The organism is Aquimarina muelleri DSM 19832 (genome assembly GCF_000430665.1).
GTDB lineage: Bacteria > Bacteroidota > Bacteroidia > Flavobacteriales > Flavobacteriaceae > Aquimarina > Aquimarina muelleri.
Window position 1 is genome coordinate 51,738 of the sequence record NZ_AUML01000009.1, and the last position, 25,474, is coordinate 77,211.

General features: G+C 32.6%; 27 protein-coding genes and 1 tRNA gene. 8 read left to right on the plus strand and 20 right to left on the minus strand.

Annotated features, from left to right (window positions below; genetic code table 11):
- Positions 1-96: 96 nt before the first annotated feature.
- From H527_RS0105965 to pdxA, 13 genes are all read right to left on the minus strand, one after another.
- Positions 97-552, minus strand: a complete 456-nt coding sequence (locus H527_RS0105965; RefSeq protein ID WP_035087523.1) for a 3-oxoacyl-ACP synthase — start codon at positions 550-552, stop codon at positions 97-99.
- A 33-nt stretch (positions 553-585) separates the two neighbouring features.
- Complete coding sequence (locus H527_RS0105970; protein ID WP_027411858.1) at positions 586-1,164, minus strand: GNAT family N-acetyltransferase; 579 nt, start codon at positions 1,162-1,164, stop codon at positions 586-588.
- A gap of 2 nt (positions 1,165-1,166) precedes the next feature.
- Complete coding sequence (gene mtgA, locus H527_RS0105975; RefSeq protein ID WP_027411859.1) at positions 1,167-1,844, minus strand: monofunctional biosynthetic peptidoglycan transglycosylase; 678 nt, start codon at positions 1,842-1,844, stop codon at positions 1,167-1,169.
- Between the two features lie 18 nt (positions 1,845-1,862).
- Positions 1,863-2,972, minus strand: coding sequence for an NAD(P)/FAD-dependent oxidoreductase (locus tag H527_RS0105980; RefSeq protein WP_027411860.1), 1,110 nt, complete (start codon positions 2,970-2,972; stop codon positions 1,863-1,865).
- Entirely contained in the window at positions 2,973-4,313 is a 1,341-nt protein-coding gene (locus H527_RS0105985) for a hypothetical protein (protein WP_027411861.1), read from the minus strand. It lies immediately after the preceding gene.
- Positions 4,314-4,318: 5 nt separating this feature from the next.
- Positions 4,319-6,058 carry a hypothetical protein gene (locus H527_RS0105990; protein ID WP_027411862.1) on the minus strand — a complete coding sequence of 580 codons (1,740 nt, stop codon included), beginning with the start codon at positions 6,056-6,058 and terminating at the stop codon, positions 4,319-4,321.
- Positions 6,059-6,068: 10 nt separating this feature from the next.
- The gene (locus H527_RS0105995; RefSeq protein WP_027411863.1) at positions 6,069-6,746 is read right to left on the minus strand and encodes a hypothetical protein; all 678 of its coding nucleotides are present in this window, start codon (positions 6,744-6,746) and stop codon (positions 6,069-6,071) included.
- A 134-nt stretch (positions 6,747-6,880) separates the two neighbouring features.
- On the minus strand, positions 6,881-8,227 hold the full coding sequence (gene accC, locus H527_RS0106000; RefSeq protein WP_027411864.1) for an acetyl-CoA carboxylase biotin carboxylase subunit: 1,347 nt from the start codon (positions 8,225-8,227) through the stop codon (positions 6,881-6,883).
- Between the two features lie 87 nt (positions 8,228-8,314).
- Positions 8,315-8,800 carry an acetyl-CoA carboxylase biotin carboxyl carrier protein gene (accB, locus tag H527_RS0106005; protein WP_027411865.1) on the minus strand — a complete coding sequence of 162 codons (486 nt, stop codon included), beginning with the start codon at positions 8,798-8,800 and terminating at the stop codon, positions 8,315-8,317.
- Positions 8,801-8,828: 28 nt separating this feature from the next.
- On the minus strand, positions 8,829-9,824 hold the full coding sequence (locus tag H527_RS0106010; protein WP_027411866.1) for a beta-ketoacyl-ACP synthase III: 996 nt from the start codon (positions 9,822-9,824) through the stop codon (positions 8,829-8,831).
- Between the two features lie 173 nt (positions 9,825-9,997).
- Positions 9,998-10,195, minus strand: a complete 198-nt coding sequence (gene rpmF, locus H527_RS0106015; protein WP_025743674.1) for a 50S ribosomal protein L32 — start codon at positions 10,193-10,195, stop codon at positions 9,998-10,000.
- Positions 10,196-10,205: 10 nt separating this feature from the next.
- Positions 10,206-10,745, minus strand: a complete 540-nt coding sequence (locus H527_RS0106020) for a YceD family protein (protein ID WP_027411867.1) — start codon at positions 10,743-10,745, stop codon at positions 10,206-10,208.
- Positions 10,746-10,969: 224 nt separating this feature from the next.
- Positions 10,970-12,037 (minus strand): 4-hydroxythreonine-4-phosphate dehydrogenase PdxA, encoded by a 1,068-nt coding sequence (pdxA, locus tag H527_RS0106025; RefSeq protein ID WP_027411868.1) that lies wholly within the window; start codon positions 12,035-12,037, stop codon positions 10,970-10,972.
- A gap of 87 nt (positions 12,038-12,124) precedes the next feature.
- On the opposite strand from pdxA, the gene H527_RS0106030 reads away from it, so the two are divergent.
- A complete protein-coding gene (locus tag H527_RS0106030) occupies positions 12,125-12,712 on the plus strand; it encodes a riboflavin synthase (protein ID WP_027411869.1) in 588 nt (195 codons plus the stop codon).
- Between the two features lie 16 nt (positions 12,713-12,728).
- On the opposite strand, the gene H527_RS23875 is transcribed toward H527_RS0106030, so the two are convergent.
- Positions 12,729-12,884 (minus strand): hypothetical protein, encoded by a 156-nt coding sequence (locus H527_RS23875; protein WP_155837816.1) that lies wholly within the window; start codon positions 12,882-12,884, stop codon positions 12,729-12,731.
- 472 nt (positions 12,885-13,356) lie between these two features.
- On the opposite strand from H527_RS23875, the gene H527_RS0106045 reads away from it, so the two are divergent.
- Positions 13,357-13,695: a hypothetical protein gene (locus H527_RS0106045; protein ID WP_027411871.1), complete on the plus strand. Its 339-nt coding sequence runs from the start codon at positions 13,357-13,359 to the stop codon at positions 13,693-13,695.
- A gap of 218 nt (positions 13,696-13,913) precedes the next feature.
- On the opposite strand, the gene H527_RS0106050 is transcribed toward H527_RS0106045, so the two are convergent.
- Positions 13,914-13,987, minus strand: a tRNA-Ile gene (locus H527_RS0106050).
- Positions 13,988-14,090: 103 nt separating this feature from the next.
- Entirely contained in the window at positions 14,091-14,510 is a 420-nt protein-coding gene (gene mce / locus H527_RS0106055; protein WP_027411872.1) for a methylmalonyl-CoA epimerase, read from the minus strand.
- Between the two features lie 571 nt (positions 14,511-15,081).
- Between mce and rbfA the strand changes: the two genes are divergently transcribed.
- Positions 15,082-15,474 (plus strand): 30S ribosome-binding factor RbfA, encoded by a 393-nt coding sequence (gene rbfA / locus H527_RS0106060; protein ID WP_027411873.1) that lies wholly within the window; start codon positions 15,082-15,084, stop codon positions 15,472-15,474.
- Positions 15,471-16,673 carry an ABC transporter permease gene (locus tag H527_RS0106065; protein WP_027411874.1) on the plus strand — a complete coding sequence of 401 codons (1,203 nt, stop codon included), beginning with the start codon at positions 15,471-15,473 and terminating at the stop codon, positions 16,671-16,673. Before rbfA ends, H527_RS0106065 begins: the two co-directional genes overlap by 4 nt.
- Positions 16,674-17,097: 424 nt before the next feature.
- On the opposite strand, the gene dusB is transcribed toward H527_RS0106065, so the two are convergent.
- On the minus strand, positions 17,098-18,090 hold the full coding sequence (gene dusB, locus H527_RS0106070; protein WP_027411875.1) for a tRNA dihydrouridine synthase DusB: 993 nt from the start codon (positions 18,088-18,090) through the stop codon (positions 17,098-17,100).
- 329 nt (positions 18,091-18,419) lie between these two features.
- Here dusB and lepA point away from each other — a divergent pair, with 329 nt between their 5' ends.
- Together lepA and H527_RS0106080 are read left to right on the plus strand one after the other, a co-directional pair.
- Positions 18,420-20,216 (plus strand): translation elongation factor 4, encoded by a 1,797-nt coding sequence (lepA, locus tag H527_RS0106075; protein ID WP_027411876.1) that lies wholly within the window; start codon positions 18,420-18,422, stop codon positions 20,214-20,216.
- Positions 20,217-20,411: 195 nt separating this feature from the next.
- A complete protein-coding gene (locus H527_RS0106080; protein ID WP_027411877.1) occupies positions 20,412-20,888 on the plus strand; it encodes a nucleoside deaminase in 477 nt (158 codons plus the stop codon).
- Between the two features lie 36 nt (positions 20,889-20,924).
- On the opposite strand, the gene H527_RS0106085 is transcribed toward H527_RS0106080, so the two are convergent.
- The gene (locus H527_RS0106085; protein WP_027411878.1) at positions 20,925-21,746 is read right to left on the minus strand and encodes a Cof-type HAD-IIB family hydrolase; all 822 of its coding nucleotides are present in this window, start codon (positions 21,744-21,746) and stop codon (positions 20,925-20,927) included.
- Positions 21,747-22,051: 305 nt separating this feature from the next.
- Here H527_RS0106085 and H527_RS0106090 point away from each other — a divergent pair, with 305 nt between their 5' ends.
- Positions 22,052-22,477, plus strand: a complete 426-nt coding sequence (locus H527_RS0106090; RefSeq protein ID WP_027411879.1) for a secondary thiamine-phosphate synthase enzyme YjbQ — start codon at positions 22,052-22,054, stop codon at positions 22,475-22,477.
- A 97-nt stretch (positions 22,478-22,574) separates the two neighbouring features.
- Here the strand turns inward: H527_RS0106090 and H527_RS0106095 are convergent, their stop codons facing one another.
- On the minus strand, positions 22,575-23,015 hold the full coding sequence (locus tag H527_RS0106095) for a hypothetical protein (RefSeq protein ID WP_027411880.1): 441 nt from the start codon (positions 23,013-23,015) through the stop codon (positions 22,575-22,577).
- Between the two features lie 142 nt (positions 23,016-23,157).
- Entirely contained in the window at positions 23,158-24,207 is a 1,050-nt protein-coding gene (locus H527_RS0106100; RefSeq protein WP_035087525.1) for a cytochrome-c peroxidase, read from the minus strand.
- Positions 24,208-24,823: 616 nt separating this feature from the next.
- Between H527_RS0106100 and H527_RS0106105 the strand changes: the two genes are divergently transcribed.
- Positions 24,824-25,465 carry a hypothetical protein gene (locus tag H527_RS0106105; protein WP_027411882.1) on the plus strand — a complete coding sequence of 214 codons (642 nt, stop codon included), beginning with the start codon at positions 24,824-24,826 and terminating at the stop codon, positions 25,463-25,465.
- Positions 25,466-25,474: the final 9 nt, after the last annotated feature.

Genomic DNA, 25,474 nt, shown 5'->3' on the forward strand with positions numbered 1-25,474 from the left:
AGGATAATTTTTAAATTTATAGTCCAATTTTTGTTTTTCAACTTAATTTTTAAGTTTTTGAAAGTAGCAAATATATAATTATTATATTTTCTGATATTAATAGATTGTTTTGATTTCTATGGTATTATCTCTAAAGTGGATCTTATCTCCAGCAGCTTTGCCTAAAAGAAGGTTTCCGATCGGAGAGTTTGGAGCTATTGCAAAATAAGAAGTCCTACTAACGATTAGTTGTCCAACAGAAATACTTATAAAATAATTGTTTTGTGTGGTAACAATCAAGCTGCCTAAACATATATGCTCTTTGTGAGATAGAGTAAGTTTCGACAAAACTTCTTGTAGTTTTTGCACTTCGGCTAGTTGTTTTCCTGCTTTTTCGCGTTCTAGTTGTAACATAGCCCGCCCTGTTTCATGTTTATCCCCTGCGGTACTTTTGGTTTCAGAAGTTAAAGATTCCTGAATATCAGAAATAGTATTTTGAATCCTTTGCAATCTTTCATTTACATATTCCTGACATTGGTTTAGTAATTCTTCTTTTATCTGTTTTGGATTCATTATGGGTTTATGATTTAATAGTTTGTAGTATATCTAAGATCTTAAAAGAAAATACAAGGGATACTCCAAAGCGTATGTTTCGTTAAATACTTTAAAACCAAGTTTTTTATAGAAATGCATATTGCTTTCTGTGGTGGTTTCTAGATATATAGGTTTTGTTTTGCCATAATACTCCAATACTTCTTTTAGCAATTTAGTACCAATGCCTTTTCCTTTAGATTTTGGTATGGTACCCATGATCCATAAGTGTAAAAAAGGTATTTTTGGGTGATTTTTCTTTAGAATTTTTTCTCTTAGGATTACTTTATAAACATTTTTAATACCAATGCAATTAATTACTAGATTAATATCCCAAAGAATTGTTTTTAGCGTTATTTTTTTCTTTTCAGGATGTAAAAACAACACACAACTTTCCTGATCATCACTAATAAATACTTTCCCAAATTTTAAAGCCATTTTACATTGATATTGCATCAAATGACGTATCCTTTTGGATCTATTTTTATCTTGCTTTACAACAAAGTTTATAGAATTAGGAAAGGTTTCTGTTAAAAACGAAGAATGTAAGATGGTTATGATTGTGTTTATGTCTTTAAAAGCAGCTATTTTCATTCCTATTCTTTTTTTAGCACTAAAGTACCATAGTTACGCATTTGCGTCTTAATCCATTCTTTTCTTTTTTGTATATATCCAGAGGGTGGATTTGCTAAAAATCGTATAGGGTTAGGTAAAATTGCAGCTATTGCAGCAGCTTCATCTTTGTTTAATGCATTAGCCGAGGTGTTGAACCAGAACTTGGCTGCTGCTTCGGCTCCATAAATTCTATCTCCCATTTCTATACTGTTTAAATATACTTCGAGGATGCGTTTTTTGCTCCAAAAAGTTTCGATCAAAAATGTAAAATAAGTTTCTAACCCTTTTCTAATCCAACTTCGTTGTGGCCATAAAAATATATTTTTGGCTGTTTGTTGCGATATCGTGCTGGCACCTCTTAACCGTTTTCCTAATTTGTGTTCTGCCATTGCTTTTTCGATTGCTTTTTTGTCAAAACCATGATGGCTTATAAATCTTTGATCTTCGCTACAAATTACTGCCAGTTGCAATGCTTTGGATATTTTGGATAGTGGAACCCATTGATGTTTAATAACGTATTCGTTTTTGGATTGTAATTTTCGAATTACCATCATAGGGGTTACAGATACATTAGTATATTTATAAAATAATACCCAAAGGATACTTAACAAAATAAAAGCGAGACAACTTTTAAATATAAAACGAAAGTATTTTTTCAAAGTATAGGATTAAGAGGTTTATAAAAGGTCTGCTAATTCTGTACCAACCAAACTACCAATTGCAATTCCCATTCCACCTTGGCGCACACCACAAAATACATTTTGGGAGATTTGCTTAACGATAGATTTTTTTTGATTCCCAACACCCATAATTCCACTCCAGCGTTGGCTAATTTCAAAATCTGTTTTGGGTAAAATTACGGTTCGCAGGATTTCTTCTAATTTTTTTTGAACTAATTCTGTTTGTCCTAATTCTGCGGTTTCTTCTGCTTTAAAATCCAGATTTCTGCCTCCGCCAAATAAAATTCTATTATCGATATTTCTAAAATAATAATATCCTTTATCTAAATGAAATGTTCCTTTAATATGTAAATCTTTAATTGGTTGTGTGATCAAAACCTGTGCTCTGGCTGGTCGTACCTTTTTAATTCCTAATTGCGAAGCAAAACCATTGGTTGCAATGAATACTTTGTTTGTGTAAAACGTAAAAGTATCCGTTTTTATTTCAACATTCGTATTTGTATCCTGATACTCTTTTACATTGCAGTTGTTTAGAATTTTAATATTAGAAACTTGTGCTTTTTTTAATAAAGCTTCCATCATTTTTCCTGTATCGATTTGACCTTCAGATGAGTTAACGATATATTGGGGTTGAATGTTTTTGAAATTAAAAGAGTTTTTGTGTGCGCTAAAAACAGTATCGTTAAAAATTGGTTGTAATAGATGATTAACTTCTTCTATTTTAGAAAGACAGTATTGGTATAATATATTATCATTTTTGGTAAAAAGTTCATATCCGCCATGTTGAAAATAATCTATAGTTTGGTCTCCTACATGTTTTCGTAGTAATTGAAGCCCATGATGCCTTTTCTTTACAAGTTCTAACACTTCTTCTTCCTGATGTGTACTCAAGTCATCTAAGATTTCAGAAAGACTTCCAAAACAAGCAAATCCTGCATTTTTGGTACTGGAACCATTAGGCAACATACCCCTCTCCAGAATAAGGATTTTAGCAACAGGATATTTATGTCGTAATTTTAAGGCACAGCTAAGCCCTACAATTCCACTACCAATAATAGTAAAATCTATATTAGATAACCAAGTTTTGTGTTCCCAATAGCTTAGCATTTATTTTTTTAATATCTGTGTGAGAGCGTTTATAGTATTCTCTTTAAAAGTAATAATTCCTTTTAAATCTATAGACTGTGCTGCTACTTTTTTTGCTTTTATATCTATACTGGTCATAGAAGAGATATATGGATTAATGATAGGAAAATGATTTTCTTTCAGTAATGGATCTATTAAAATCAGAATTCTAAAAAAGGTAGTAGATATTTCTGTTTTCTGAAAAGATGCCATAAAATCTTTTGAGGTACTTATCTTAAATTCATTTGCTTTTTGTTTTGCATAGTATTGGTATAATGGCATTTGTTTTACAAATCGATTCTCACTAATAATTCCTTTGTTTTTTAGAAAGGACTCTATACTATTAGTGCTATCTGTTTTAAAAGAAAACATCATTTTAGGCACTTTTTTTTCTTTTATAGATACTACTGGTACTTTCTCAAAATCATCGGTATACTCGTATGTTATTATACTATCTTTTTGTAGAGTATGTCCTTTTAACTGAAAAGATAGAAGACCATTATAATTTTTGAATAGAGGAGTTGTGTCCCACCTAAGTATGTTTTCTAATTTATTTTGTAAGTAGACATTATCTTTAATATCTCCAGCAATATACATTTGAATACTGGATTTTTTTGAAAAAGAAGGTACTTCTTGCGTTTCTTTAATATGAATATATGAAGAGTTTTTAATCTTACTTGTAAATTCTATTTTCCCATCTTTACTATCCAGAGAAAGAATACTGTTTTTCTTTTCTAGAATGCTTAAGTGATGTTCTTCTTTTTTTGCTTTCTGTAATAAATCATGAGTTGGCATCATATATTTTTTGTCTACCAAAAGATCTTCAAAAACTTTTGATGTACCTTCTTTTTTATAAGAAAAAGCAAGAATAATAGTTTGATCTAGCTGGGCTAAAGAAATTGTACCTTTTTTATTAGTTCTATGATAAAACTTTTCTTCTTTTATATCTTGAGATAACCCTAATTCTTTGCTTAGATAGGATATAGCTTGCGTAGAGTCTGAAATTTGTAACGTGCAAAACACTGTATTCGAAGCTTTTGGTACAGTGTATAAAAACAGGTTGGCAGGAATATTGATTCCGTTTTCTTTTTTATGGGTACTTTTTATAGAATCTATATCTTTTGAGGAATAATATTTCCAATTTCCCAGATAATCCCATGCTATTGTTTTTCCTAATGCAACCAGATTTATTTTTATGATAGTAGTTGCATCTGTATGTACTGCATCTTTATAGGATTTATTTTGCCAACTAGTATATAAAACAAGCAACACTACTAATACTATTAGTAGTGTTGTTATAATGCCAAGTTTATATTTTTTCATTTAGGTTATTTATTCATCTCTTCTAAAAGAGTAATAAGATATTGTAATCCATTTTTATGCCCAGTAGGCAACTCCATTTTTAAATCGATAGACATTTTATTATTTTTAACTTTGGAGGTTGTTAATTGGATATCTTCTACATTATTAAATAGGTATTCTAATTTTCTCTCTGTTTTTTTACGACTATTATAAGCTTTGGCTACTTTAACTATTTCTTGTGTATTTATAAAAATGCTACTACTACTGTTTTGTAAAATTTGTTTATGTTTTTTAGATACTTTTTTATTTATAGTATTATTTTTAATAACTCTTTCTTTATTGTTACCTATTGTTATTATCTCTTGATTAATGTTAACATAGATTTCTGTTGGTAGTGTTTTATACTTAATACGATATACCCCATTTTCAAGAGAAACTATTCCTTTTTCTTGTCCATAGTCAAATATTTTTTTAATTAGATCTGTATCGCCAGAAGACAATAGTAATAAAAAATCAGGAATGGTTTCGGTTCTGGTTTTTTCTATTTCTTTATAATTATATTCCTCATCATACTCATACGTTTTGTAGGCAACTTCTTTATCATTTAGGTCATACATTAAAAATAATGCATCTCCTTTAATTACTTTACCGATAGCTTTTTCATCTAATACTATAGATAATAGGTCTGCCAAAATATCTGTTTCGGTTTTATAAAGATCTCCAAGAGTATTTTGTATCATTTTAGGATATTCTGTTAAGAATTCTTCTGTATTTATTACATACGAAGCATACCCTAATATCTCCTCTTCATTAATATAATTAAGAAACTTTTTGTTTAAAGAATTGCTATAGATTTTTTTCATTCTACCTCCCATTTCTTTATCCATATGATAAGTAATGTTGGCTTTTATTTCTTTTTCTTCTAAAAACATATGTCCAGAAATATCTTGGTTTCCGTATTTTCCGGAATAGATACCATTTAATAATAATGCTGAATAACGATGTATATTAGATTCTTTTAATATATTAGAATATACTTTCATGATATCAGAAACCCAAATAGAAATTTCTGCATTTTTATTTTGCGCTTTTAGGTAATCTCGATTTGAAAGTATAGATTCTTTACTGGGCAGAGGAGTATTAAAAATCTGATCTATTTTATCTGTGAGATATTGAAAAGTAATATCTTTTTCTTGAGATCTGCTTTCAAAAATATCATAGTACCCATATTTATGTAAATGGTTTTCGTTTTCTATTATAGGTAAGTCATATTGTTTTCTTACTTTATTGTTAGAAAAATAAGATTTGGATACTTTACCATTAATAAAAAGCATCATTTTATCATTCCAAACCATTATAGATGTTTTGTCATACTTTTTATAAAAAGCTTTTTGACCTTTGATTGTTGTTATTTTTTCAGGTCTACTAAATAGGGATTCAAATTGATTGCTGTTTTTTATAGGAACTAATGCGCAATGATATTGTATGCTATCTGTTGCTTCATAAAAATAATACCCAGTAGAAGCAATATCAATGCCTGATTCTAAAAGGGTTTTTGATTTTTCTTTTCTTGAAAGTTCTTTTTCTATTTTTTTTCCAAAAACCGTTTTTCCAAAATCTTGTATAGAAAAAAGCTCGGTAAGATTTCCACCTTTTATAGAAACTACAGCGTTTACTTCTTTAGGTATCTTATTTGCTAAATCTTGCGCATTTAGGGGTGTTATACTTAGTAATATACTAGTTGTTAGTAGATATAGTTTATTCATTATAAAGTAATTATTTTGCTAATTGAATTTTGGTGTTGCTACTAGAAGTTCCTTTTAATAAATCGATTATGTTGATTTTAAGCATTGCTGCTTTTTTTGATTTAGAGATTTTTACTTTTGTATTGGAAACCGATAGGATTTCTTTATAAAATCTATAAATACTGGTATATAAAGCATTTTCGAATACTTTTTTACTATCTAAGTTCAGCTTATTATATTGCTTTAATATTTCTGGATCATAGGTATAACTCTTTGTAAATATTTCTTTTGAGGTGTTATATTGATAAGAGTTGTAAGATTCGATTTTTACTTTCTGCTTACTTAAAACTTCTTTAGTTAGTTTATTAATACTTGTAATATCTTTAAAAGAGCAACGCACAGAAAACACGTAGTTTTCATAATCTTCTTTTTTACTAATATTGTATATCCCTTCAGTTTTTTGCAAATAGGTTACTACATCGTTCATTCCTTTTTGAACCTCTTTTTTTGATGGTATTTTATGTCCACTTACACTATCTAATAGCATAATAGAAGTGATTTTTGATTTACTCTGACTTAAGTTTACGGTAAGAGTAAAATCTCCTGATCCATCTTTATTGAGATTTACTTCTTCAAGGATCTCAAAACAAGAGGTAAGAGATAAGAGGGTTAGTAGTATTAAAAATTTTGCTGTATATTTTTTTAGCATAATTATTTGTTCAAAAATCAATATGGTATACAAAAATGCTGCAAAAAAATGGTAATTCTCACACTATTTTACGTGAAAACACCCTCCCTGTTTTCAGGGAGGGTGTTTTTATTAATTTTAAAAGATTTTGTTTATTATAGTTCTGTTTTCATTTCAAAATCTTCCATAAATTTAGTAGTATAATTACCTGCTACATAGTCTGGATGATCCATAAGTTGTCTATGAAACGGAACGGTAGTTTTTATTCCTTCTACTACAAATTCATCTAATGCTCTTTTCATTTTGTTAATTGCCTCTTCACGTGTTTGCGCAGTGGTAATAAGTTTAGCTATCATAGAATCATAATTAGGAGGGATACTATATCCGCTGTATACATGAGTATCTACTCGAACACCATGACCTCCTGGAACATGTAAATTGGTGATTTTACCAGGGGATGGTCGAAAATCTTTGTGAGGATCTTCAGCATTGATTCTACATTCTATAGAGTGTAATTGCGGGAAATAGTTTTTGCCTGAAATTGGCACTCCTGCAGCGACTAAAATTTGCTCTCTGATCAAGTCATAATCCACTACTTGTTCTGTGATAGGGTGTTCTACTTGAATACGGGTATTCATTTCCATAAAGTAGAAATTACGGTGTTTATCTACCAAAAATTCTACGGTACCAGCACCTTCGTATTTAATATATTCTGCTGCTTTTACTGCTGCGGCACCCATTTTTTCACGTAATTCATCTGTCATGAATGGAGAAGGGGTTTCTTCAGTAAGTTTTTGGTGTCTTCGTTGTATAGAACAATCTCTTTCTGATAAATGGCATGCTCTACCATTGCTGTCTCCAACAATTTGTATTTCGATATGGCGAGGCTCTTCGATAAGTTTTTCCATGTACATACCGTCATTTCCAAAAGCAGCTGCGGCTTCTTGGCGAGCACTGTCCCATGCTTTTCTTAGGTCTTCTTTTTTCCAAACAGCTCGCATTCCTTTTCCACCACCACCAGCTGTAGCTTTTAGCATTACGGGGTATCCCATTTCTTTAGCTAGCTTTTCTGTTTCTTCAAAAGATTCCAGAATTCCTTCACTACCTGGGATTGTTGGCACTCCTGCAGCTTTCATGGTAGCTTTTGCAGAGGCTTTATCTCCCATTTTATCAATCATTTCGGCGCTTGCTCCAATGAATTTGATCTCATGTTCTTCACAAATTTTGGAGAACTTAGCGTTTTCAGAAAGGAAACCATATCCAGGATGTATAGCATCTGCATTGGTGATTTCTGCTGCGGCTATAATGTTAGACATTTTAAGGTAAGATTCACTGCTGGGAGCAGGTCCGATGCATACCGCTTCATCTGCAAAGCGTACATGTAAACTTTCTGCATCTGCTGTAGAGTAGACCGCAACGGATTTAATTCCCATTTCTTTGCAGGTTCTGATTACTCGCAAAGCAATCTCCCCTCTATTTGCAATTAGAATTTTTTTAAACATAACTTCTTAGAAATTACAATATTCAAAAAAAACAAATTCCAGTTTTTGCGTATGTTGGATTTTGAATTTTTGAATTTTTGGGTTTAACTACGATGGGTCTACTAAGAATAGAGGCTGATCAAATTCTACTGGAGAAGAATCATCCACTAATACTTTTACAATTTTACCAGAAACTTCACTTTCGATTTCATTAAAAAGTTTCATTGCTTCAATAATACAAAGTACATCTCCTTCTTTTATAGAGTCACCGACTTCAACAAATGTCGGTTTATCTGGGGATGGTTTTCTATATAAGGTTCCTATAATAGGAGACTTAATAGTGATGTATTTTGAGTTTTCATCAGGTACACTTTCTGTCACTGGAGGCGTACTAGAAGCTGTTTGTACAGGAGTAGCTACCGGTTGAGGTGCAATTGCATTACCTACAGGTATTTGTTGTACAAATGTTGTTTCTTTACTTTCGTCTGATGCGGTTTTAATGGTGATTTTAATATCATCCATTTCTAACTTTACTTCGCTGGCGCCTGATTTGGCTACGAATTTAATTAAATTTTGAATTTCTTTTAAATCCATAATGTTTGGGTATTGTGTGTTTAGTTGTTTAGGAATTATAGGCCCATTTAAAATAAATAGAACCCCAAGTAAAGCCTCCACCAAATGAAGCAAATACTATATTATCTCCTTTTTTAAGCTGTTTTTCATAATCATGTAACAATAGTGGTAAAGTGGCAGAGGTAGTATTACCATATCGTTGAATGTTCATAAGGACTTTGTTGTCATCTAGTTCCATTCTTTTTGCAGTAGCGTCAATAATCCGTTTATTTGCTTGATGCGCAATAAGCCAATTTACGTCGTTACCGGTTAGATTATTACGTTCTAATATTTTGGTGCTGGCGTCAGCCATATTAGAAACGGCATATTTAAACACGGTTTTTCCGTCTTGTCTAACAAAATGAAGTTGTTTAGCAACAGTTTCTTCTGTAGGAGGTAATAAAGAACCTCCTGCTTCGATTTTTAAAAATTCTCTTCCAATACCATCGGTACGCAGGTATTCGTCTTGTAGTCCGAGGCCTTCATAGTTGGGTTCAAAAAGGGCTGCGCCACCTCCATCACCAAAAATGATACAAGTTGTACGATCGGTATAATCTATAATAGAAGACATTTTATCTGCTCCTATTACTAATACTTTTTTATATCTTCCGGATTCTATATAGCTGGCTGCAGTAGACATTCCATATAAAAAACTGGAACAGGCTGCTTGCAGATCATAAGAAAATGCATTAACGGCACCTATTTTAGAAGCAGTGTATGCCGCGGTTGCCGCAACGGGAAGATCTGGTGTAGCGGTAGCAAAAATCACTAAATCTATCTCTTTAGGGTCAAGATTCCTTTTAGCAATTAGATCTTCTGCCGCCTTGATACCTAAGTAAGAAGTTCCCTTATCCTTATCTTTTAGTATTCTACGTTCTTTAATACCTGTACGACTGGTTATCCATTCGTCGTTAGTGTCAACCATAGTTGCTAATATATCATTAGTTAACACATAATCTGGCACGTATGCGCCTACAGCTGTAATAGCGGCTGTGATTTTACTCATATCTTAGTTTTAGTTTCGCAAACTATAGCGCAAAAATGCGCTGAAAAATTCGTTGAAATTACTAAATTCTACACAAATATGGCGCAAAATAACTGGATTTTGACACATATTCAACTAAAAACAAAAAAACTCTCACATTTGTGAGAGCTTTCTTTAAGATTTTAACAGTATCTTTAAGCTACTTCTTCTTCAGTATTATCGATAACGATCTGTCCACGGTAATATAATTTACCTTCGTGCCAGTGTGCTCTGTGATATAAATGCGCTTCTCCTGTAGTAGGGTCAGTAGCTATTTGAGGAACGGTAGCTTTATAGTGTGTTCTTCTTTTATCTCTTCTGGTTTTCGATATTTTTCTCTTAGGATGTGCCATTGCTTAGCTATTATTTATCGTTTAATAAGTTTTTTAATTTATCCCAACGAGGATCTGTTTCCTCATCTTCGTCTACTATTGTTTTTTCTTTTGGACTTAATTCTTCTAGTTTTTCAAGTATGTCGGATTGTAATGTACCGTTTTTTACCCCTGGATGAACTCTTTTGGATGGTATAGCCAAAACAATAAGTTCATAGATATATTGTTGAACGTTTATTTCATATTCTCCATAAGGAAGTATAAGTAGCTCCTCGTTTTCATCATTATATTCTTCTCCAAACTTTACTACTAAAAAAATTTCATTTTTAATAGGCAAGTCAAAGGGTTCATTAGTAAGGTCACAGTTTACATTTACAGTTCCTGTTGCTGTAAACTGAAGTTCTAACATCGTTGTTTTTTTGTTAAACTCCAGAGCAACATTTATTGCAGATGCATTAAATTCGTCGTACTCAAAATGTTCAAAGAACGTATTCTCAATTTGAAACTCAAACTGGTGTAATCCTTGCTTCAGCCCAACAAAAGGAATAGTATACTCTTTAAGTTGTTTCATTTCATCATCAGTTTCAAGGGCCTATCGATTTGATAAAGGCGGGTGCAAAGATAATAAAATTTTGTTACGAAAGTATTTTTGTAAACAAAATTATATCAGATTGTTAGTTATTTAGTTTGTCTGTTTATTTTTGAATGCTTATGTGTTGTAGGTATTTTTATATTTAAAGAGAAAAGTAACCCTGTTCTATACCTTGTTTATACATATTAATGAGCGTCTATAATTTACTCTCTTGCACCTTTATTTTGTACTTTTCTGGGTTGTCTTTTCAAGGGGTTTTTAGTTAATTCGAGGTATTCTTGTCTGTTTTTGTAGATTTTTAATGCGGCAAAAACTGCCTCTTTAAAAGAACTGTTATCAGCTTGATTTTTACCTGCGATTTCAAAAGCAGTACCATGATCTGGAGATGTTCTTACCTTGTTTAATCCAGCAGTATAGTTTACTCCTTTGCCAAAAGAGAGTGTCTTAAAAGGGATTAGTCCTTGATCGTGATACGAAGCAACTATGGCATCAAAAGACTTATAGTTATTGGATCCAAAAAAGCTATCTGCTGCATATGGGCCATATACTAATTTACCAGATTCATTAATTTTTCGAATGGTTGGTTTTAGAATTTCTTCATCCTCTTTGCCAATAACTCCATTGTCCCCGCTATGTGGGTTAATGCCTAGTATGGCTATTTTTGGTTTTGATATAGCAAAGTCTTGTTTAAGTGCTTGGTAAATGGTGTTTATTTTTTGTTCTATTAATTCTGGAGTTATAGTATCTGCAATATCTTTTACAGCAACATGATCGGTAAGTAAGCCTACCTTTAGGTCTTCTGTGATCATAAACATTAAGCTGTTTCCTTCTAGTTCCTGGTTAAGATAATCTGTGTGTCCAGGAAATTTAAATTCTTCGGATTGGATGCTGTGCTTATTAATAGGAGCGGTTACCAATACATCAATTTCGTTGTTTTTTAGAGCTTGAGTCGCAGCGGTAAGAGATTTGATTGCATAGCTTCCTATTTTTTCATCTTCTTGTCCAAAATTAATATTTACAGCTTCTTTCCACACATTAAGAACATTTACTTTACCGTCCAAAATCTGAGAAGTCTTATCTATGCCATGAAGGTTTGTAGTGCTTTTGTAATGTTTTTTTAAAAAAGAAAGAATTTTTACTGAGGCAAAAATTACCGGAGTACAGAAATCTAACATTCGCGAATCTTCAAAAGTCTTAAGCACTACTTCGCTTCCTATGCCATTTAGGTCTCCAATAGAAATTCCTAATCTTATTTTTTCTTCTTTCTTCATTATATAAACTACTTTATCCATATTTTTGAAATCTAAAATCAGACCTCAAAGGTTATGGCTACAAATTTAACTAAATAATTTGCATTTATGTTTACAGGAATCATCGAAGAATTAGGAACAGTTACTTCTTTAGTTACTAATAAAGGAAATCTGGATATAACTATACGTGCTAATTTTACTTCAGAATTAAAGATTGATCAAAGTGTAGCACATAATGGAGTTTGTTTAACAGTGGTGTCTATACATGGGGATACCTATACTGTAACAGCTATTAAAGAAACTTTAGATAAAACAAATCTTAGTGCTCTTACTACTGGTACAGTTGTAAATCTAGAAAGAGGTATGAAATTAGGGGATCGTCTGGATGGACATATTGTGCAAGGGCATGTGGATCAGACTGCGATATGTACTGCTATCAGCGAGGCTGACGGTAGTTGGTATTTTACTTTTAGTTATGACCCTACGTTGTATAATATTACTATCGAAAAGGGATCTATAACAGTAAACGGAGTTAGTTTAACAGTGGTTAATTCTAAAAAAGATTCGTTTAGTGTAGCGATCATTCCTTTTACTTATGCATATACTAATTTTAATACTTTTAAGGAAGGAACAGTGATTAATTTAGAGTTTGATGTAATCGGTAAATATGTAAAGCGAATTACAGAATTAGCATAAAAAAGTAGATCGGTAGTTATACTAATTCTACTTCATTAAATTTAAAAAGTGAAACTCTGTTTGTTTCTATTTTTAAAAGAACTCCTCCTAAATCACTTAAAGTAGCGCAGGATTCGAAATCCAATACTTTGCCAAAATATTGGCTTTTTGCATCAATTACTTTGTACTGCATGGTTTTATATTTTGATTTGTTTTCTCTTTTTTATAACAGTGGTTCTTTCCCCAAAAAACATACTATACTTATATCAAAGATTAAAGTAAATGTAAGAGTCAAATTTGATATCTAAAAATAAACTTATTATGTTTTATTAACAGATATTGTGTTTTTGTAGTTTTTAAATATCTGTTTTTTAGTTGATTGTATATGTTTTTGATAATGTGACATGGTAGGTAAGGTGAGTTGTTTTGAAAAAAACAAGAGCATAAATTCTTTAAATATAGTTGGAATTATTCCAAATTTTGTATTTTTACAATGGAATATTTCCATATGTCTATTTGTTGATTTATCAAAAATTTAAGTCTTTTTGCTTTTTATTAGGTTTATTTTTTAGACTCTTGGCATGTGTTTTGTAAAACCTGAAATAATCTAAAAAAAGCGTATGACTATGGTAATATAAATACCTAATGTAAATGATTCTTATGATATGAGTGGTGTTAATTATGAAATACAAAATAGAAAACTACAATCGTATAAGCATACTTTTGATTATAATTTTTGTAAAAAAAAGTATGATGAATATGCGTGTATGTCTTTAAAAAAATTCAGAGAATGTTTAAAAGATTCTCAAAAATTGGGGGAGATAGGTCATTTATGCTGTTTTATTTTATGGGTAAAAAACAAAGCAAAGCATGAGTATAGGGATAGTCTGGGAGATTATGGTTTAATTCATCTGCTTTTTCATTGTATAGAAGATAAGCATCATGTAGAGGTGCATGCAGAATATATACATATGTTGTTTAAAGAGGATATTAAGTTGGTGTAGTTTTTAATAGGGTCTATTAAAGCCTTCAGAGCCCAGTTTAGAGGTGTAAGAAACGTAGGTTTCTTCTTATTTAGGCTATCAACTATTTTTGCTTAAGTGCTAAATCCCACAACTTTTGGGCTTGATCCGTAATTAGCTTGCAATATTGAGAACGAATGTATGCAAATCGTATGCGCATTAAAAAAGCCTTACATCTCTGTAAGGCTTATAGTTACTTGTGGTCCCACATGGGCTCGAACCATGGACCCCCTGATTATGAGTCAGGTGCTCTAACCAGCTGAGCTATGGGACCTAAAACGAGCGCAAATTTAAACATTTGATATAAACACGCCAAACATTTTTTATATAATTTTGAATATCTTTTTTATACCGGTAAGTAAAATCCTGTAGATGCTTTAGTTTTCTCCTTGATTTACAGGTTTTTCCTGACATAATTCTATCAAAACCCCATTGGTGCTTTTTGGGTGTAAAAAGGCAACTAATTTGTTATCGGCACCAGATTTAGGAGTTTTGTTGATTAATTGAAAGCCTTCTTTTTCTAATCGATCCAATTCTATTTCGATATTTTCTACATCAAAAGCAATATGATGTATACCTTCTCCTTTTTTTGCTATAAATTTTCCGATAGGGCCATCCTCATTGGTGCTTGCCAATAACTCTATCTTACTGTCGCCTACTTTAAAAAAAGAAGTAAGTACGGCTTCGCTTTCTACAGCCTCTTGTTTATATGGGGGTACTCCCAAAAGTTTTTCATATAGTTTATTTGCTTGCTCTATATCTTTTACAGCAATGCCTAAGTGTTCTATTTTCTTGATAGGATTCATTTTTACTGTTTATAACGTATCCAATAAAAGTACAATTATTCTTGTTGGTAGCACAAAACTGCATAAAAACATTTTTTTATATCTCTAAACCCAGTATGAACTCATTACATAGCCTATATTTTATAAAAAAAACAACTCCCGAGGTAACTAATCTCAGGAGTCTAAATTGAAACATAATTGTATTTACACAAACTCAACTTATACTAATCATGGCAGTTTCAATTGTATTGTTATTTCTACAAACTTGTGTTTTTTACTTTAAGTATATTTGTACGTATATAACGTATTACACTTACGGTTACCCTATGCTTTTTAATGATTTTAGCGAATATTTAACATTTTTCATTTATTTTAAGTACCGATAAATAAATTCTTTTTTAAAGCTTTAGCTAAAAAATCCTATGAAACAACAAATGCTTTAATTTATTATCTTTTTTGAAAGGCCTTAATCTATCCCATTTCGAGTGCTTACGACAAAATTCAAACAACAAATGATATAATCTAAGTTTTTAAAAACAAAACCGCTCTATGTCTTAATGATTTTAATATGTATTTTTGTGCTATGGAAACAAACAGACAGAAAAAAATTGCAGGAGTATTGCAACAAGATGTAGCAGATGTAATACAAATTGCGTTGCGAGAAGCAGGAGTGCAAGGGATATTGGTTTCTGTAACCAAAGTAACTGTAACAACGGACCTATCTATAGCAAAAGTGTATATGAGTATTTTTCCGCATCAGGAAGGTGAAAAGGTATTAAAAGAAGTAAATGCGGTAAAATCACAAATAAAACACAAAGTAGCACAGCGCACCAAGCACCAGTTGCGCCGTATGCCAGAGCTATCGTATTTTATAGACGATTCTTTAGAGTATATTTCTAATATAGAAGAAGCAGTAAAAGGTAAAGACGATCCTATAAATAATCCCGAACTTCTGGAAAGACGTAAAAAGAAGTGAATTTTTCGTACTACATCGCAAAGCGATATTTATTTTCACCTGGTAGCAGTAATGCCATTAATATCATTACCATTATTGCAGCTACAGGAGTGGTAATAGGTTCAATGGCTTTGTTTTTGGTACTTTCGGGATTTGCAGGGCTTAAAGATTTTAGTCTTCAGTTTTCTACCTATTTTGATCCCGATCTAAAGATTTTTCCAGAAAGTGGAAAAACATTTACGTTTACCAAAACCCAAAAAGAAAAACTTACTAAGTTAGATGGTGTTGCCCATTTTTCTGAAATTGTAGAAGAACGTGTCTTTTTAGACTATCGAAATAAACAAAAAACTACATTTATAAAAGGAGTAGATGTTAATTACCCTAAGGTTATCTATACCGATAGTATTATAATGTATGGAGAGTGGTTGACCAATAACGATTTTCAGATAGTTGCAGGTAATAGTATTAGTAGAGAACTTAGTATGGTGCCAGAGCAAACCTATACCAATTTGCTTAGCATCTACGTTCCTAAACCCGGAAAAGGTATCCCTAGTGATCCATCTAAAGCATTTAGTTCAGAAAAAGCAGTAACCATTGGTATTTATAGTGTAAACGAGGAGCTGGATAAAAAATATATTTTTGCTACTATAGGTATGGTTCGTAAGTTGCTGGAGTTGTCAGAGAATAAAGTAACCCATATTGAACTTAAATTGTCTCCGCAAGCAAATGAAGAGGAGGTTAGGCAAAATTTACAATCCATACTGGATACTAAAGTGATTATAAAAAACAGGATGCAGCTTAATGATACGTTGTATAAGATGCTAAATACCGAAAATTTGGTTTCCTACCTGGTAATCACCTTGATCGCCGTTATTGCATTGTTTAATGTTGCGGGAGCTATTATAATGATGATTATTGATAAAAGAAGTAATGTAAAAACATTATACAATGTTGGAGCATCTTTGGTAAGTATTAGAAAAATATTTTTGTTTCAAGGTTCTCTTATGACTGTTTTAGGAACTTTACTAGGATTACTTTTAGGATTAATACTCATTGTGTTGCAGCAACAATTTGGGCTATTAATGATCACTCCATCACTGCCATACCCAACTCGCATAACCGTTATGAGTTTTATTGTTGTATTTTTTACAATTACTGTAATCGGTTTTATAGCTTCATTATTAGCATCTAGTAGGATTAATCAAAAACTGGTTAGTTAATATTGATATATGTATTTGGGTGTTCGGACGGGCTATCCGTTTTTACTCCTCGATACGTTGCTCCCTCGCCAAGCTTATTCTGATTTTGCCGAAAGGCTTAGTGTAAATAGTGCTCTGAGGTAACTCGAAGGGCAAGTAAACATTTAACTTTATTATGTTACATTTTCTGGTTTTACATTTTGTCTCCTAAAATAGATTCCATTCTTCAACGGAATGACAATGACTGTGTATTCTTTATTACTTTTTAGTACAATACATTCAATTTTTTGTCATTCCAGCGTAGGCTGGAATCCATTTAGCGTTAGGATTATTAACAATAGATTCCAGCCTACGCTGGAATGACAAAAACCAATAGTGCCCTGAGGTAACTCGAAGGGCAGAATAGTAAAGTGCTTAGGGAAAGGAAACTGAAAGAGCAATGTTTCTATACAAATTCGAATCCTTTAAACGTAGATTCTACTTCATCAAAAGCAGCAAATACATCTTCAGGTAAATCGCTGGTTACCATCTTGGTTCGATGCTCTTTAAAATGCGGAATCCCTTTAAAGTAATTAGTATAATGTCTTCGGGTTTCAAAAACACCTAGTTTTTCTCCTTTCCAGTCTATTGCCATTTGCAAATGTCTGCGTGCTGCAGAAACACGCTCCTCTATGGTCGGAGGAGATAAGTGCTCGCCTGTCTTAAAGTAGTGTTTAACTTCTTTAAAAAACCAAGGATAACCAATGCTTGCCCTACCGATCATAGCACCATCTAAGCCATATTGATCCCTCATTTCCATAGCGCGTTCTGGAGTATCCACATCACCATTGCCAAATACAGGAATATGCATTCTAGGGTTATTTTTTACATCGGCAATAGGCCGCCAATCCGCATTACCTTTATACATCTGCGCTCTGGTTCGACCATGTATGGCGATTGCTTTGGCTCCTACATCTTGTAATCGTTCTGCTACTTCTATAATTTTTATAGAATCATGATCCCATCCCAATCGGGTCTTTACCGTTATTGGTAATTTAGTGTGTTCTACCATCGCTTTGGTAAGCGATACCATAAGATCTATGTCTTTAAGTATCCCCGCTCCAGCACCTTTACTGACCACTTTTTTTACAGGGCATCCAAAATTAATGTCAATAATATCTGGTCCAGAAGCTTCTACAATCTCTACAGATTTTAACATCGAATCTAGATTGGCACCAAAAATCTGAATTCCCACAGGACGTTCTTTTTCATAAATATCCAGTTTCATTACACTTTTTGCCGCATCTCGAATCAGCCCTTCGCTGGATATAAATTCGGTGTATACCACATCAGCACCTTGCTCTTTGCATAATGCGCGAAAAGGTGGGTCGCTTACATCCTCCATTGGTGCTAGCAACAAAGGGAATTCTCCTACATCTATGTCTCCTATTTTGGCCACGGGATTTGTTTTTTTGGCAAAAGTACAAATTCTTTCAGACCTCACAGGTCTTCAAGACCTGTGAGGTCTAAAAATATAGTAGGAGATAGTATAAACCTTCTAAAATCGATTATATTTGCAAGTCATTAAGAGCGTGAATACTGCGTGAGGGATAGAAGCAAGCTACCATGTAGCGCGTATAGCCCGACCTGTAATGCAATGTAAGGTCATGCCCTTAATTATTTTGAAAAAAGATGAATTACCTTTAAACAGGTACTTAAATTAGGATTAGCATACCAAACGAAACGATTATGTAGAGTAGATGGTATATAAGACAAGAGAAACCATACATGAAAAACATTAGAAATTTTTGCATTATAGCACATATCGACCACGGTAAAAGTACGTTGGCAGATCGATTATTGGATTTTACAGGTTCTGTAACTGCTCGCGAAGCACAAGCACAACTTTTGGATAGTATGGATCTGGAACGGGAGCGAGGTATTACTATCAAAAGTCATGCGATACAGATGGAGTATATGTATAAAGGTGAAAAATATATTTTAAACCTTATTGATACTCCTGGTCATGTGGATTTTTCTTACGAGGTTTCCCGATCTATCGCAGCTTGTGAAGGAGCTTTGCTTATTGTAGATGCTGCACAAAGTATACAAGCACAAACCATTTCTAATTTATATCTGGCATTAGAGAATGATCTGGAGATTATACCAGTACTTAATAAAGTAGATTTACCTAGTGCAAATCCAGAAGAGGTAACCGATGATATTGTAGATCTATTAGGGTGTGATCCAGAAGATGTAATTCCTGCCAGTGCCAAGACAGGTATTGGGATCGAAGAAATATTAACTGCAGTTATCGAACGAATTCCTGCGCCAAAAGGAGTAGAAGACGAACCATTACAAGCATTGATTTTTGATTCGGTATACAACCCTTTTAGAGGAGTAGAAACTTATTTTAGAGTAGTAAACGGAGAAATTAAAAAAGGACAACAGATAAAATTTGTTGCTACAGGGAAGAACTATTTTGCAGATGAGGTTGGAACTTTAAAACTAAATCAGGTTCCTAAACAGGTTATCAAAACTGGAGATGTAGGGTATCTTATTACAGGTATTAAAGATGCTCGTGAGGTAAAAGTAGGAGATACTATTACCGATGCTAAAACTCCTACAAAAAATGCAATTGCTGGTTTTGAGGATGTAAAACCTATGGTGTTTGCGGGTATATATCCTGTGGATACCGAAGATTATGAAGAACTTCGTAGTTCTATGGAAAAACTACAACTTAATGATGCATCTCTGGTATTTGTACCAGAAAGTTCTGCAGCCTTAGGTTTTGGTTTTAGATGTGGGTTTTTAGGAATGTTACACATGGAGATTATTCAGGAACGTCTGGAACGCGAATTTAATATGACCGTTATCACTACGGTACCTAACGTATCCTATCATGCCTTTACTAATAAAGATCCAGACGATATAATTATTGTTAATAATCCATCAGATTTACCAGATCCATCTTCGATGAATCGTGTCGAGGAACCTTATATTAAAGCTTCTATTATTACCAAATCTGATTTTGTGGGTTCTGTAATGTCGTTGTGTATCGAAAAACGGGGAGAGATTACCAATCAAACCTATTTAACTACAGAGCGAGTAGAATTAACTTTTGATATGCCATTGGCAGAGATTGTTTTTGATTTTTATGATCGTTTAAAAACTGTGTCCAAGGGGTATGCCTCTTTTGATTATTCTCCTATTGGTCTTAGAGCTTCTAAATTGGTAAAAGTAGATATCTTGCTTAATGGTAATATTGTAGATGCATTATCTGCATTATTACATAAAGACAATGCCTATGATATTGGTAAAAAGATATGCGAAAAGTTAAAAGAATTAATCCCTCGTCAACAATTTGATATCCCTATACAAGCAGCGATCGGAGCTAAGTTTATTGCTCGTGAAACGGTAAAAGCCCTGCGTAAGGATGTAACGGCAAAATGTTATGGAGGAGATATTTCTCGTAAGCGTAAATTATTAGAAAAGCAGAAAAAAGGAAAAAAACGTATGCGTCAAGTAGGTAACGTAGAAATCCCTCAAGAAGCATTTATGGCAGTCCTTAAGCTTAACGATTAAACTATAAATACACACCGTAGTAGATCGTTTTTAATCTGTATTGGAATTATAATTTCATAAAGGTTACATTCAAAAATCAAAATATATTTTTGCAAGAACATTATGTGGTCTTGCAATAAATCAGGATAGGGATTACTATAAGCATATACAAAATCCTTAAAAATAGGAATTGGTTTTTATCCAAACTAAAGATACATGACAGAAAGAGATAAATATTTTATGGGTAGAGCTATTGCGGTAGCCGAACAAGGAATGAATTCTAATACAGGAGGCCCTTTTGGAGCTGTAGTTGTAAAGGATGATCAAATAATAGCAGAGGGATGTAATAGTGTTACCTCTACCAATGATCCTACTGCTCATGCCGAAGTGGTTGCTATACGAGAAGCGTGTAGAAAATTAAAAACATTTCAGTTAGAGGATTGCATCATTTATACTTCGTGCGAACCTTGCCCGATGTGCCTTGGTGCAATTTATTGGGCAAGACCCCAAAAAGTGTTTTATGGTTGTACAAAAGAAGATGCAGCGGCTATTGATTTTGACGATCAGTTTATTTATGATGAATTAGATAAAGGAATAGATAACCGACAAATCAATTTTATTGGGTTAATGCGCGAAGAAGCTGTTGCAGTCTTTAAACAATGGGAAGAAAAAATGGATAAAACCGCATATTAGTATATGTTAATATGCAGTTTTTTGATTAAAAATAATTTATATATTAATCAAAGCTTTTTTGGCTAGAATCATTTTTTCTAACATATATTCTACCCCATTTTCATTATTACTTTTTGTAGTGTAGTTGGCAATAGCTTTAACATTGGGATGTGCATTTTCCATTGCAAAACTGTATGTAGCTCTGGTCATCATCTCTATATCATTATTATAATCTCCAAATACCATAGTTTCTTCTGGGGATATATTATAACTTTCTTGTAGTTGTTGTAATGCATAACCTTTATTGGCAAGATTGTGAGAAAGATCTAGCCAAATCTCTCCAGACACCTTTACTTTTAAACTATTTTCGAGATGTTTAAAAGCTGGATACAGATATTCTTCTGCTCCTTTTTGATTACAAATAGCAATTTTAAGGTATTGATCATCGGTGATATCTGCAAGATTTTCAACTATTTGATAGCGATCATAAAACTCGCTAAACATATCTATAAAACTTTGTTCATGGTTATCGACGTACCCGCATTTTCGCCCACATAAAACAACTTGTGAGCCTTTTAGAGTTTTAATAATCTCTAATAATTCCAGATACGTTTGGCGATCAATCTCTGTAGTTTGCAATTCATTATCTTGTCGCATAGTTAATGCACCATTTTCTGCAATAACATAAATATCATCTTTAATAGGTTTTAGCTTATTGATAATACTATAATATTGTCTACCGCTAGCAGCAACAAAAGTTACCCCAAGGCTACGTAATTCTTCAAAGAGTTCAAAGAAATGTTGACTTACTTCTCCTTTACTATTAAGAAGTGTGCCGTCCATATCTGTAGCAACCATTTTAATCTTAGCTAAATCCATATTGATTTATAATTTATAAGATGCAAAGGTATGTAGTTACCATAAATAGAATATGGTGGCACTGTGAAATTTGTATTAAATTAGCAAAAACTTATAAAATATTATCTTTTATTGAAAATTCTACAATTTGAATAGGTTTTTAAGCCTAATACAATTTGTGAAGTAGTATGTTTTTTTGTTTTTAAGATAGATATATTTATCAATATGTATTTTATACTCACTTAAATTTGGAAATCTTGCAATAATAAACGGTACAGATTCTAAGGGAATAAGAAATACGATAATTTAAAAAATAAAAATAGGAAATGAAATTTTTTCAGAAAGAGATCCAATTCTCTCCTTATCCAAGGGGATTTCACCTTATAACCAAACAGGTAGTTACAGAAATTACTGAAATCAAAGATATTAAAATAGGCCAATTACAGGTGTTTATTAAACACACTTCTGCCAGTATTACTATAAACGAAAATGCAGATGCTACAGTACGTGAGGATTTTGAAAGCCATATGAATATCATGGTTCCTGAGGGAGCACCTTATTATAAACATACCTACGAAGGGCCTGATGATATGCCAGCTCATATTAAAGCTTCATTACTAGGAGCTTCGGTTCTTATACCAATTACGAATGGGAGATTAAATATGGGAGTTTGGCAAGGTATTTATTTGTGTGAGCATAGAGATTATGCAGAAGGCAGAAGTTTAATTTTAACTGCTTATGGAATGGGGTAATTTGTTTCGAAAGCCTAAAAAACCCTTCACAAATCACAATTTTGAGCGTTCTGAAGGGTTTAATGTTATACTTGATTTCAAGATATATGTTACTATTTTAAAACCAATTTGCCCAAGGAATTCTGGATAGCATAAGAATCCATGCAATAGTATAAAAAATAGCTAATATTTTAAATTTTGGTGTAGAGGTAAGCTTTTTCTTGTGTTTAGAATATCCCATAGTGATAAAAACAATAGTTAAAATCATTACCATAGGATGCTCTACATTATATAATCGTAGAGTAGCATCTTTCATGATTTCGCCTACTTTATGAGTTCCTGAGAACCAGACAACAAGGGGGGATACAAAGAAAATAATAATACCTATTAAAAGTTGAATATGCGTTACAATAAGCGCAAATAAAGAAATTCTAAAATCTTTTGGGCCATATTCTTTTTTGGTAAAGAACCCAATAAGTGCATTGATTGTAGCTAAGGTAACAACAAGAACAACAAGATAAGCCCAATAAGAGTGAACGATTTGAATAGCTTCGTACATAATGAGGTGTTTAGTTTATTCAAAGGTACATATAATGCATAAAAAAACCTCGTTTTTAAAAAAACAAAGAATTATGATTATTATGTATTTCTCACAAAACAAAAAGATCTTTTATTGGACTAAAACTATAAACAGATGCTTCTTACTCTAGTGCTTCTTGTGGGACTTCTCCTGTTAAGGTTTGTAAAAACAAATGAATCTCATTTACTTGTTGTGAACTCAATTTTTGGTTTAATTGCGTCTCTCCCATAATAGCAATGGCTTTTCTAAGATTTTGGACACTACCATCATGAAAGTAAGGTGCGGTTTTTTCAATATTACGTAATGATGGAACTTTAAATACATATTTATCTGCTTCATTTTTGGTAAGATCAAATTTACCATTATCAATATTTTTGCTTTTTGTGTGATCCCAATAATTTACGGTAAGTCCAAATTTTTGGTACATATCCCCTCCTAATAATGCTCCAGAATGACAAGTGGTACAGCCAACACTTATAAAGGTTTCCATACCTTGTTTTTCGTATTTATTTAATGCAGAATTTTCGCCTGCTATATAAGTATCAAATTTAGATGGGGTAATTAGTTTTCGCTCAAAAGCGCCAATGGCTTTTTCTATATTTTTATAGGTTATAGGTTGTTTTTCCTTGGGGAACGCTTTGCCAAAAAGCTCGATGTATTCGTCAATTTTAGATATTCGATCTACCACTACTTTTTCGCTGGGCATTGCCATTTCTATAGGGTTTAAGATTGGGCCTCCTGCCTGTGCTTCTACATCGGGTTCGCGTCCATCCCAAAATTGGGATATATGTAGTGCAGCATTAAGAGTTGTAGGAGAGTTGCGTCCTCCTGGCTTACCATCATTACCTATCGAAAAAGATAGGTTGTCTACCCCATACGTTTTTAAATTATGACAGGTATTACAACTTTGTGTATTGTCCTTAGAGAGTCTTTTTTCATAATACAATTTTTTACCAAGAACTACTTTTTCATGAAAAATGGGATTGTTTTTATTTTCGGCTATCTTGGGCAATGCTCCAAAGGTTTTCCGAGCTTTTTTGTCGATTTCTGATGTTGTCTCTGATTTAGTTCCAATAGAAACCGGAACATAGTCTTTGTCTTTTTGTTTGGAATCCTTTTTGCATCCTATGCACAGTGCAAGGATAAGAACCCATTGAAATACGTTTTTCATGTTGTTAATTTTGTGTTAGATATATATGTCAAAGTTGGTTTTCTTACTGTCGTTATACTATAGTAATGCTTACAAAATAATTGCTGTTTTTTTAGAAAAAATATAAATGCTTAAAAAGTAAAGCCTCAAACGATTTTGAAGTAGTTTATTTCTTTTGGTTAAAAAAGAATAATGAGGATTAGAAATTAAAGTATAAAAATGCTATTTTTTTAAGTAGCAATTGGGGGTAGGGGGATAAATAAAAAGCAAAGGAAACAAGCTCGAAGTACTGAGAAACAACCCCAGAGGGCGAAGAAACATACTCGGAGTGTTAGGAAACCTTACAGGAGAGCCAGGAAACATGCTCGGAGTATCAGGAAATATTACAGGAGAGCTAGGAAACATCCTCGGTGTGTTAGGAAATAAGGTCGGAGTCCTGAGAAACTTCTTCGGAGAGTCAAGAAATAACCTCAGAGTCCTAAGATATAAGGTTTAAGTATCAGAAAATATACCGAAACGTTTAAAAAAAATGTAAAAAAGATGGGGTAAAAACACAAAGTTCCGAAAAATGAAACTAATATATTTTAATATTGTGCTGTTAAACATAAAATAATAACTTTTAAAATTTACTTTATTTATGAAACAGACACAAATCAATCGGTTAGAAATGGCTCAAGCAACCGATAACCATCTAAATTTGCATACAGCTATATGGAACACTATTCCTGTTTTTGGAGAAACCAAAAATAGATTAGCACAGCTTATTTCTGAAATCAAAGAAACGGCCAAAGATCAAAATGAAGCTCAGGTATTTATAGGAAGTTCACAGCGTGAAATTAAAAAAACAATTGCAGATAAAATGGATATTATCGATGATGCAATCCAATCGTATGCCGAAGATACCGAAAACGCAGAGTTACTATCCCGATCCAGTAATACCGCTTCCGATTATTTTAAGTTACCTAACGAAGACTTCGAAACCAAAGTGCTTGCTATGATTCAACTTTCTGAAGATACTTTGCCAGCAATGCAAGAGTATGGAGCGACACAAGAAGAGATCGAAGATGTAAAAATCTTGGCAAATAATTTTCTGGAAAAAAGACAAAAACCAAGAGCTTTTCAAATAGCTTCTAAAGTAGCTACCTTAAGCTTGGACGATCAATTTAAAGAAATAACACAAATCTTAAAAAGACTGGATAGGTTAATGAAACGATTTAAATCCTCTCACCCTACATTTTATATAGGATATAATTCTTCTAGATTAGTGGTAGATAAGTGATATCCAAAG

Excerpts from the sequence above, each read along its gene's own strand:
- H527_RS0106095 (WP_027411880.1), bottom strand. The coding sequence starts at position 23,015 with ATGTACGAAGCTATTCAAATCGTTCACTCTTATTGGGCTTATCTTGTT.
- lepA (WP_027411876.1), top strand. The coding sequence starts at position 18,420 with ATGAAAAACATTAGAAATTTTTGCATTATAGCACATATCGACCACGGT.
- H527_RS0105980 (WP_027411860.1), bottom strand. The coding sequence starts at position 2,972 with ATGCTAAGCTATTGGGAACACAAAACTTGGTTATCTAATATAGATTTT.
- H527_RS0105990 (WP_027411862.1), bottom strand. The coding sequence starts at position 6,058 with ATGAATAAACTATATCTACTAACAACTAGTATATTACTAAGTATAACA.
- H527_RS0106045 (WP_027411871.1), top strand. The coding sequence starts at position 13,357 with ATGAGTGGTGTTAATTATGAAATACAAAATAGAAAACTACAATCGTAT.
- H527_RS0106090 (WP_027411879.1), top strand. The coding sequence starts at position 22,052 with ATGAAATTTTTTCAGAAAGAGATCCAATTCTCTCCTTATCCAAGGGGA.
- H527_RS0105995 (WP_027411863.1), bottom strand. The coding sequence starts at position 6,746 with ATGCTAAAAAAATATACAGCAAAATTTTTAATACTACTAACCCTCTTA.
- pdxA (WP_027411868.1), bottom strand. The coding sequence starts at position 12,037 with ATGAAGAAAGAAGAAAAAATAAGATTAGGAATTTCTATTGGAGACCTA.
- H527_RS0106020 (WP_027411867.1), bottom strand. The coding sequence starts at position 10,745 with ATGAAACAACTTAAAGAGTATACTATTCCTTTTGTTGGGCTGAAGCAA.
- accB (WP_027411865.1), bottom strand. The coding sequence starts at position 8,800 with ATGGATTTAAAAGAAATTCAAAATTTAATTAAATTCGTAGCCAAATCA.
- rbfA (WP_027411873.1), top strand. The coding sequence starts at position 15,082 with ATGGAAACAAACAGACAGAAAAAAATTGCAGGAGTATTGCAACAAGAT.
- H527_RS0105965 (WP_035087523.1), bottom strand. The coding sequence starts at position 552 with ATGAATCCAAAACAGATAAAAGAAGAATTACTAAACCAATGTCAGGAA.
- H527_RS0105985 (WP_027411861.1), bottom strand. The coding sequence starts at position 4,313 with ATGAAAAAATATAAACTTGGCATTATAACAACACTACTAATAGTATTA.
- H527_RS0106010 (WP_027411866.1), bottom strand. The coding sequence starts at position 9,824 with ATGAGTAAAATCACAGCCGCTATTACAGCTGTAGGCGCATACGTGCCA.
- rpmF (WP_025743674.1), bottom strand. The coding sequence starts at position 10,195 with ATGGCACATCCTAAGAGAAAAATATCGAAAACCAGAAGAGATAAAAGA.
- H527_RS0106085 (WP_027411878.1), bottom strand. The coding sequence starts at position 21,746 with ATGGATTTAGCTAAGATTAAAATGGTTGCTACAGATATGGACGGCACA.
- H527_RS0106105 (WP_027411882.1), top strand. The coding sequence starts at position 24,824 with ATGAAACAGACACAAATCAATCGGTTAGAAATGGCTCAAGCAACCGAT.
- H527_RS0106030 (WP_027411869.1), top strand. The coding sequence starts at position 12,125 with ATGTTTACAGGAATCATCGAAGAATTAGGAACAGTTACTTCTTTAGTT.
- H527_RS0106080 (WP_027411877.1), top strand. The coding sequence starts at position 20,412 with ATGACAGAAAGAGATAAATATTTTATGGGTAGAGCTATTGCGGTAGCC.
- H527_RS23875 (WP_155837816.1), bottom strand. The coding sequence starts at position 12,884 with ATGCAGTACAAAGTAATTGATGCAAAAAGCCAATATTTTGGCAAAGTA.
- H527_RS0105970 (WP_027411858.1), bottom strand. The coding sequence starts at position 1,164 with ATGAAAATAGCTGCTTTTAAAGACATAAACACAATCATAACCATCTTA.
- accC (WP_027411864.1), bottom strand. The coding sequence starts at position 8,227 with ATGTTTAAAAAAATTCTAATTGCAAATAGAGGGGAGATTGCTTTGCGA.
- H527_RS0106100 (WP_035087525.1), bottom strand. The coding sequence starts at position 24,207 with ATGAAAAACGTATTTCAATGGGTTCTTATCCTTGCACTGTGCATAGGA.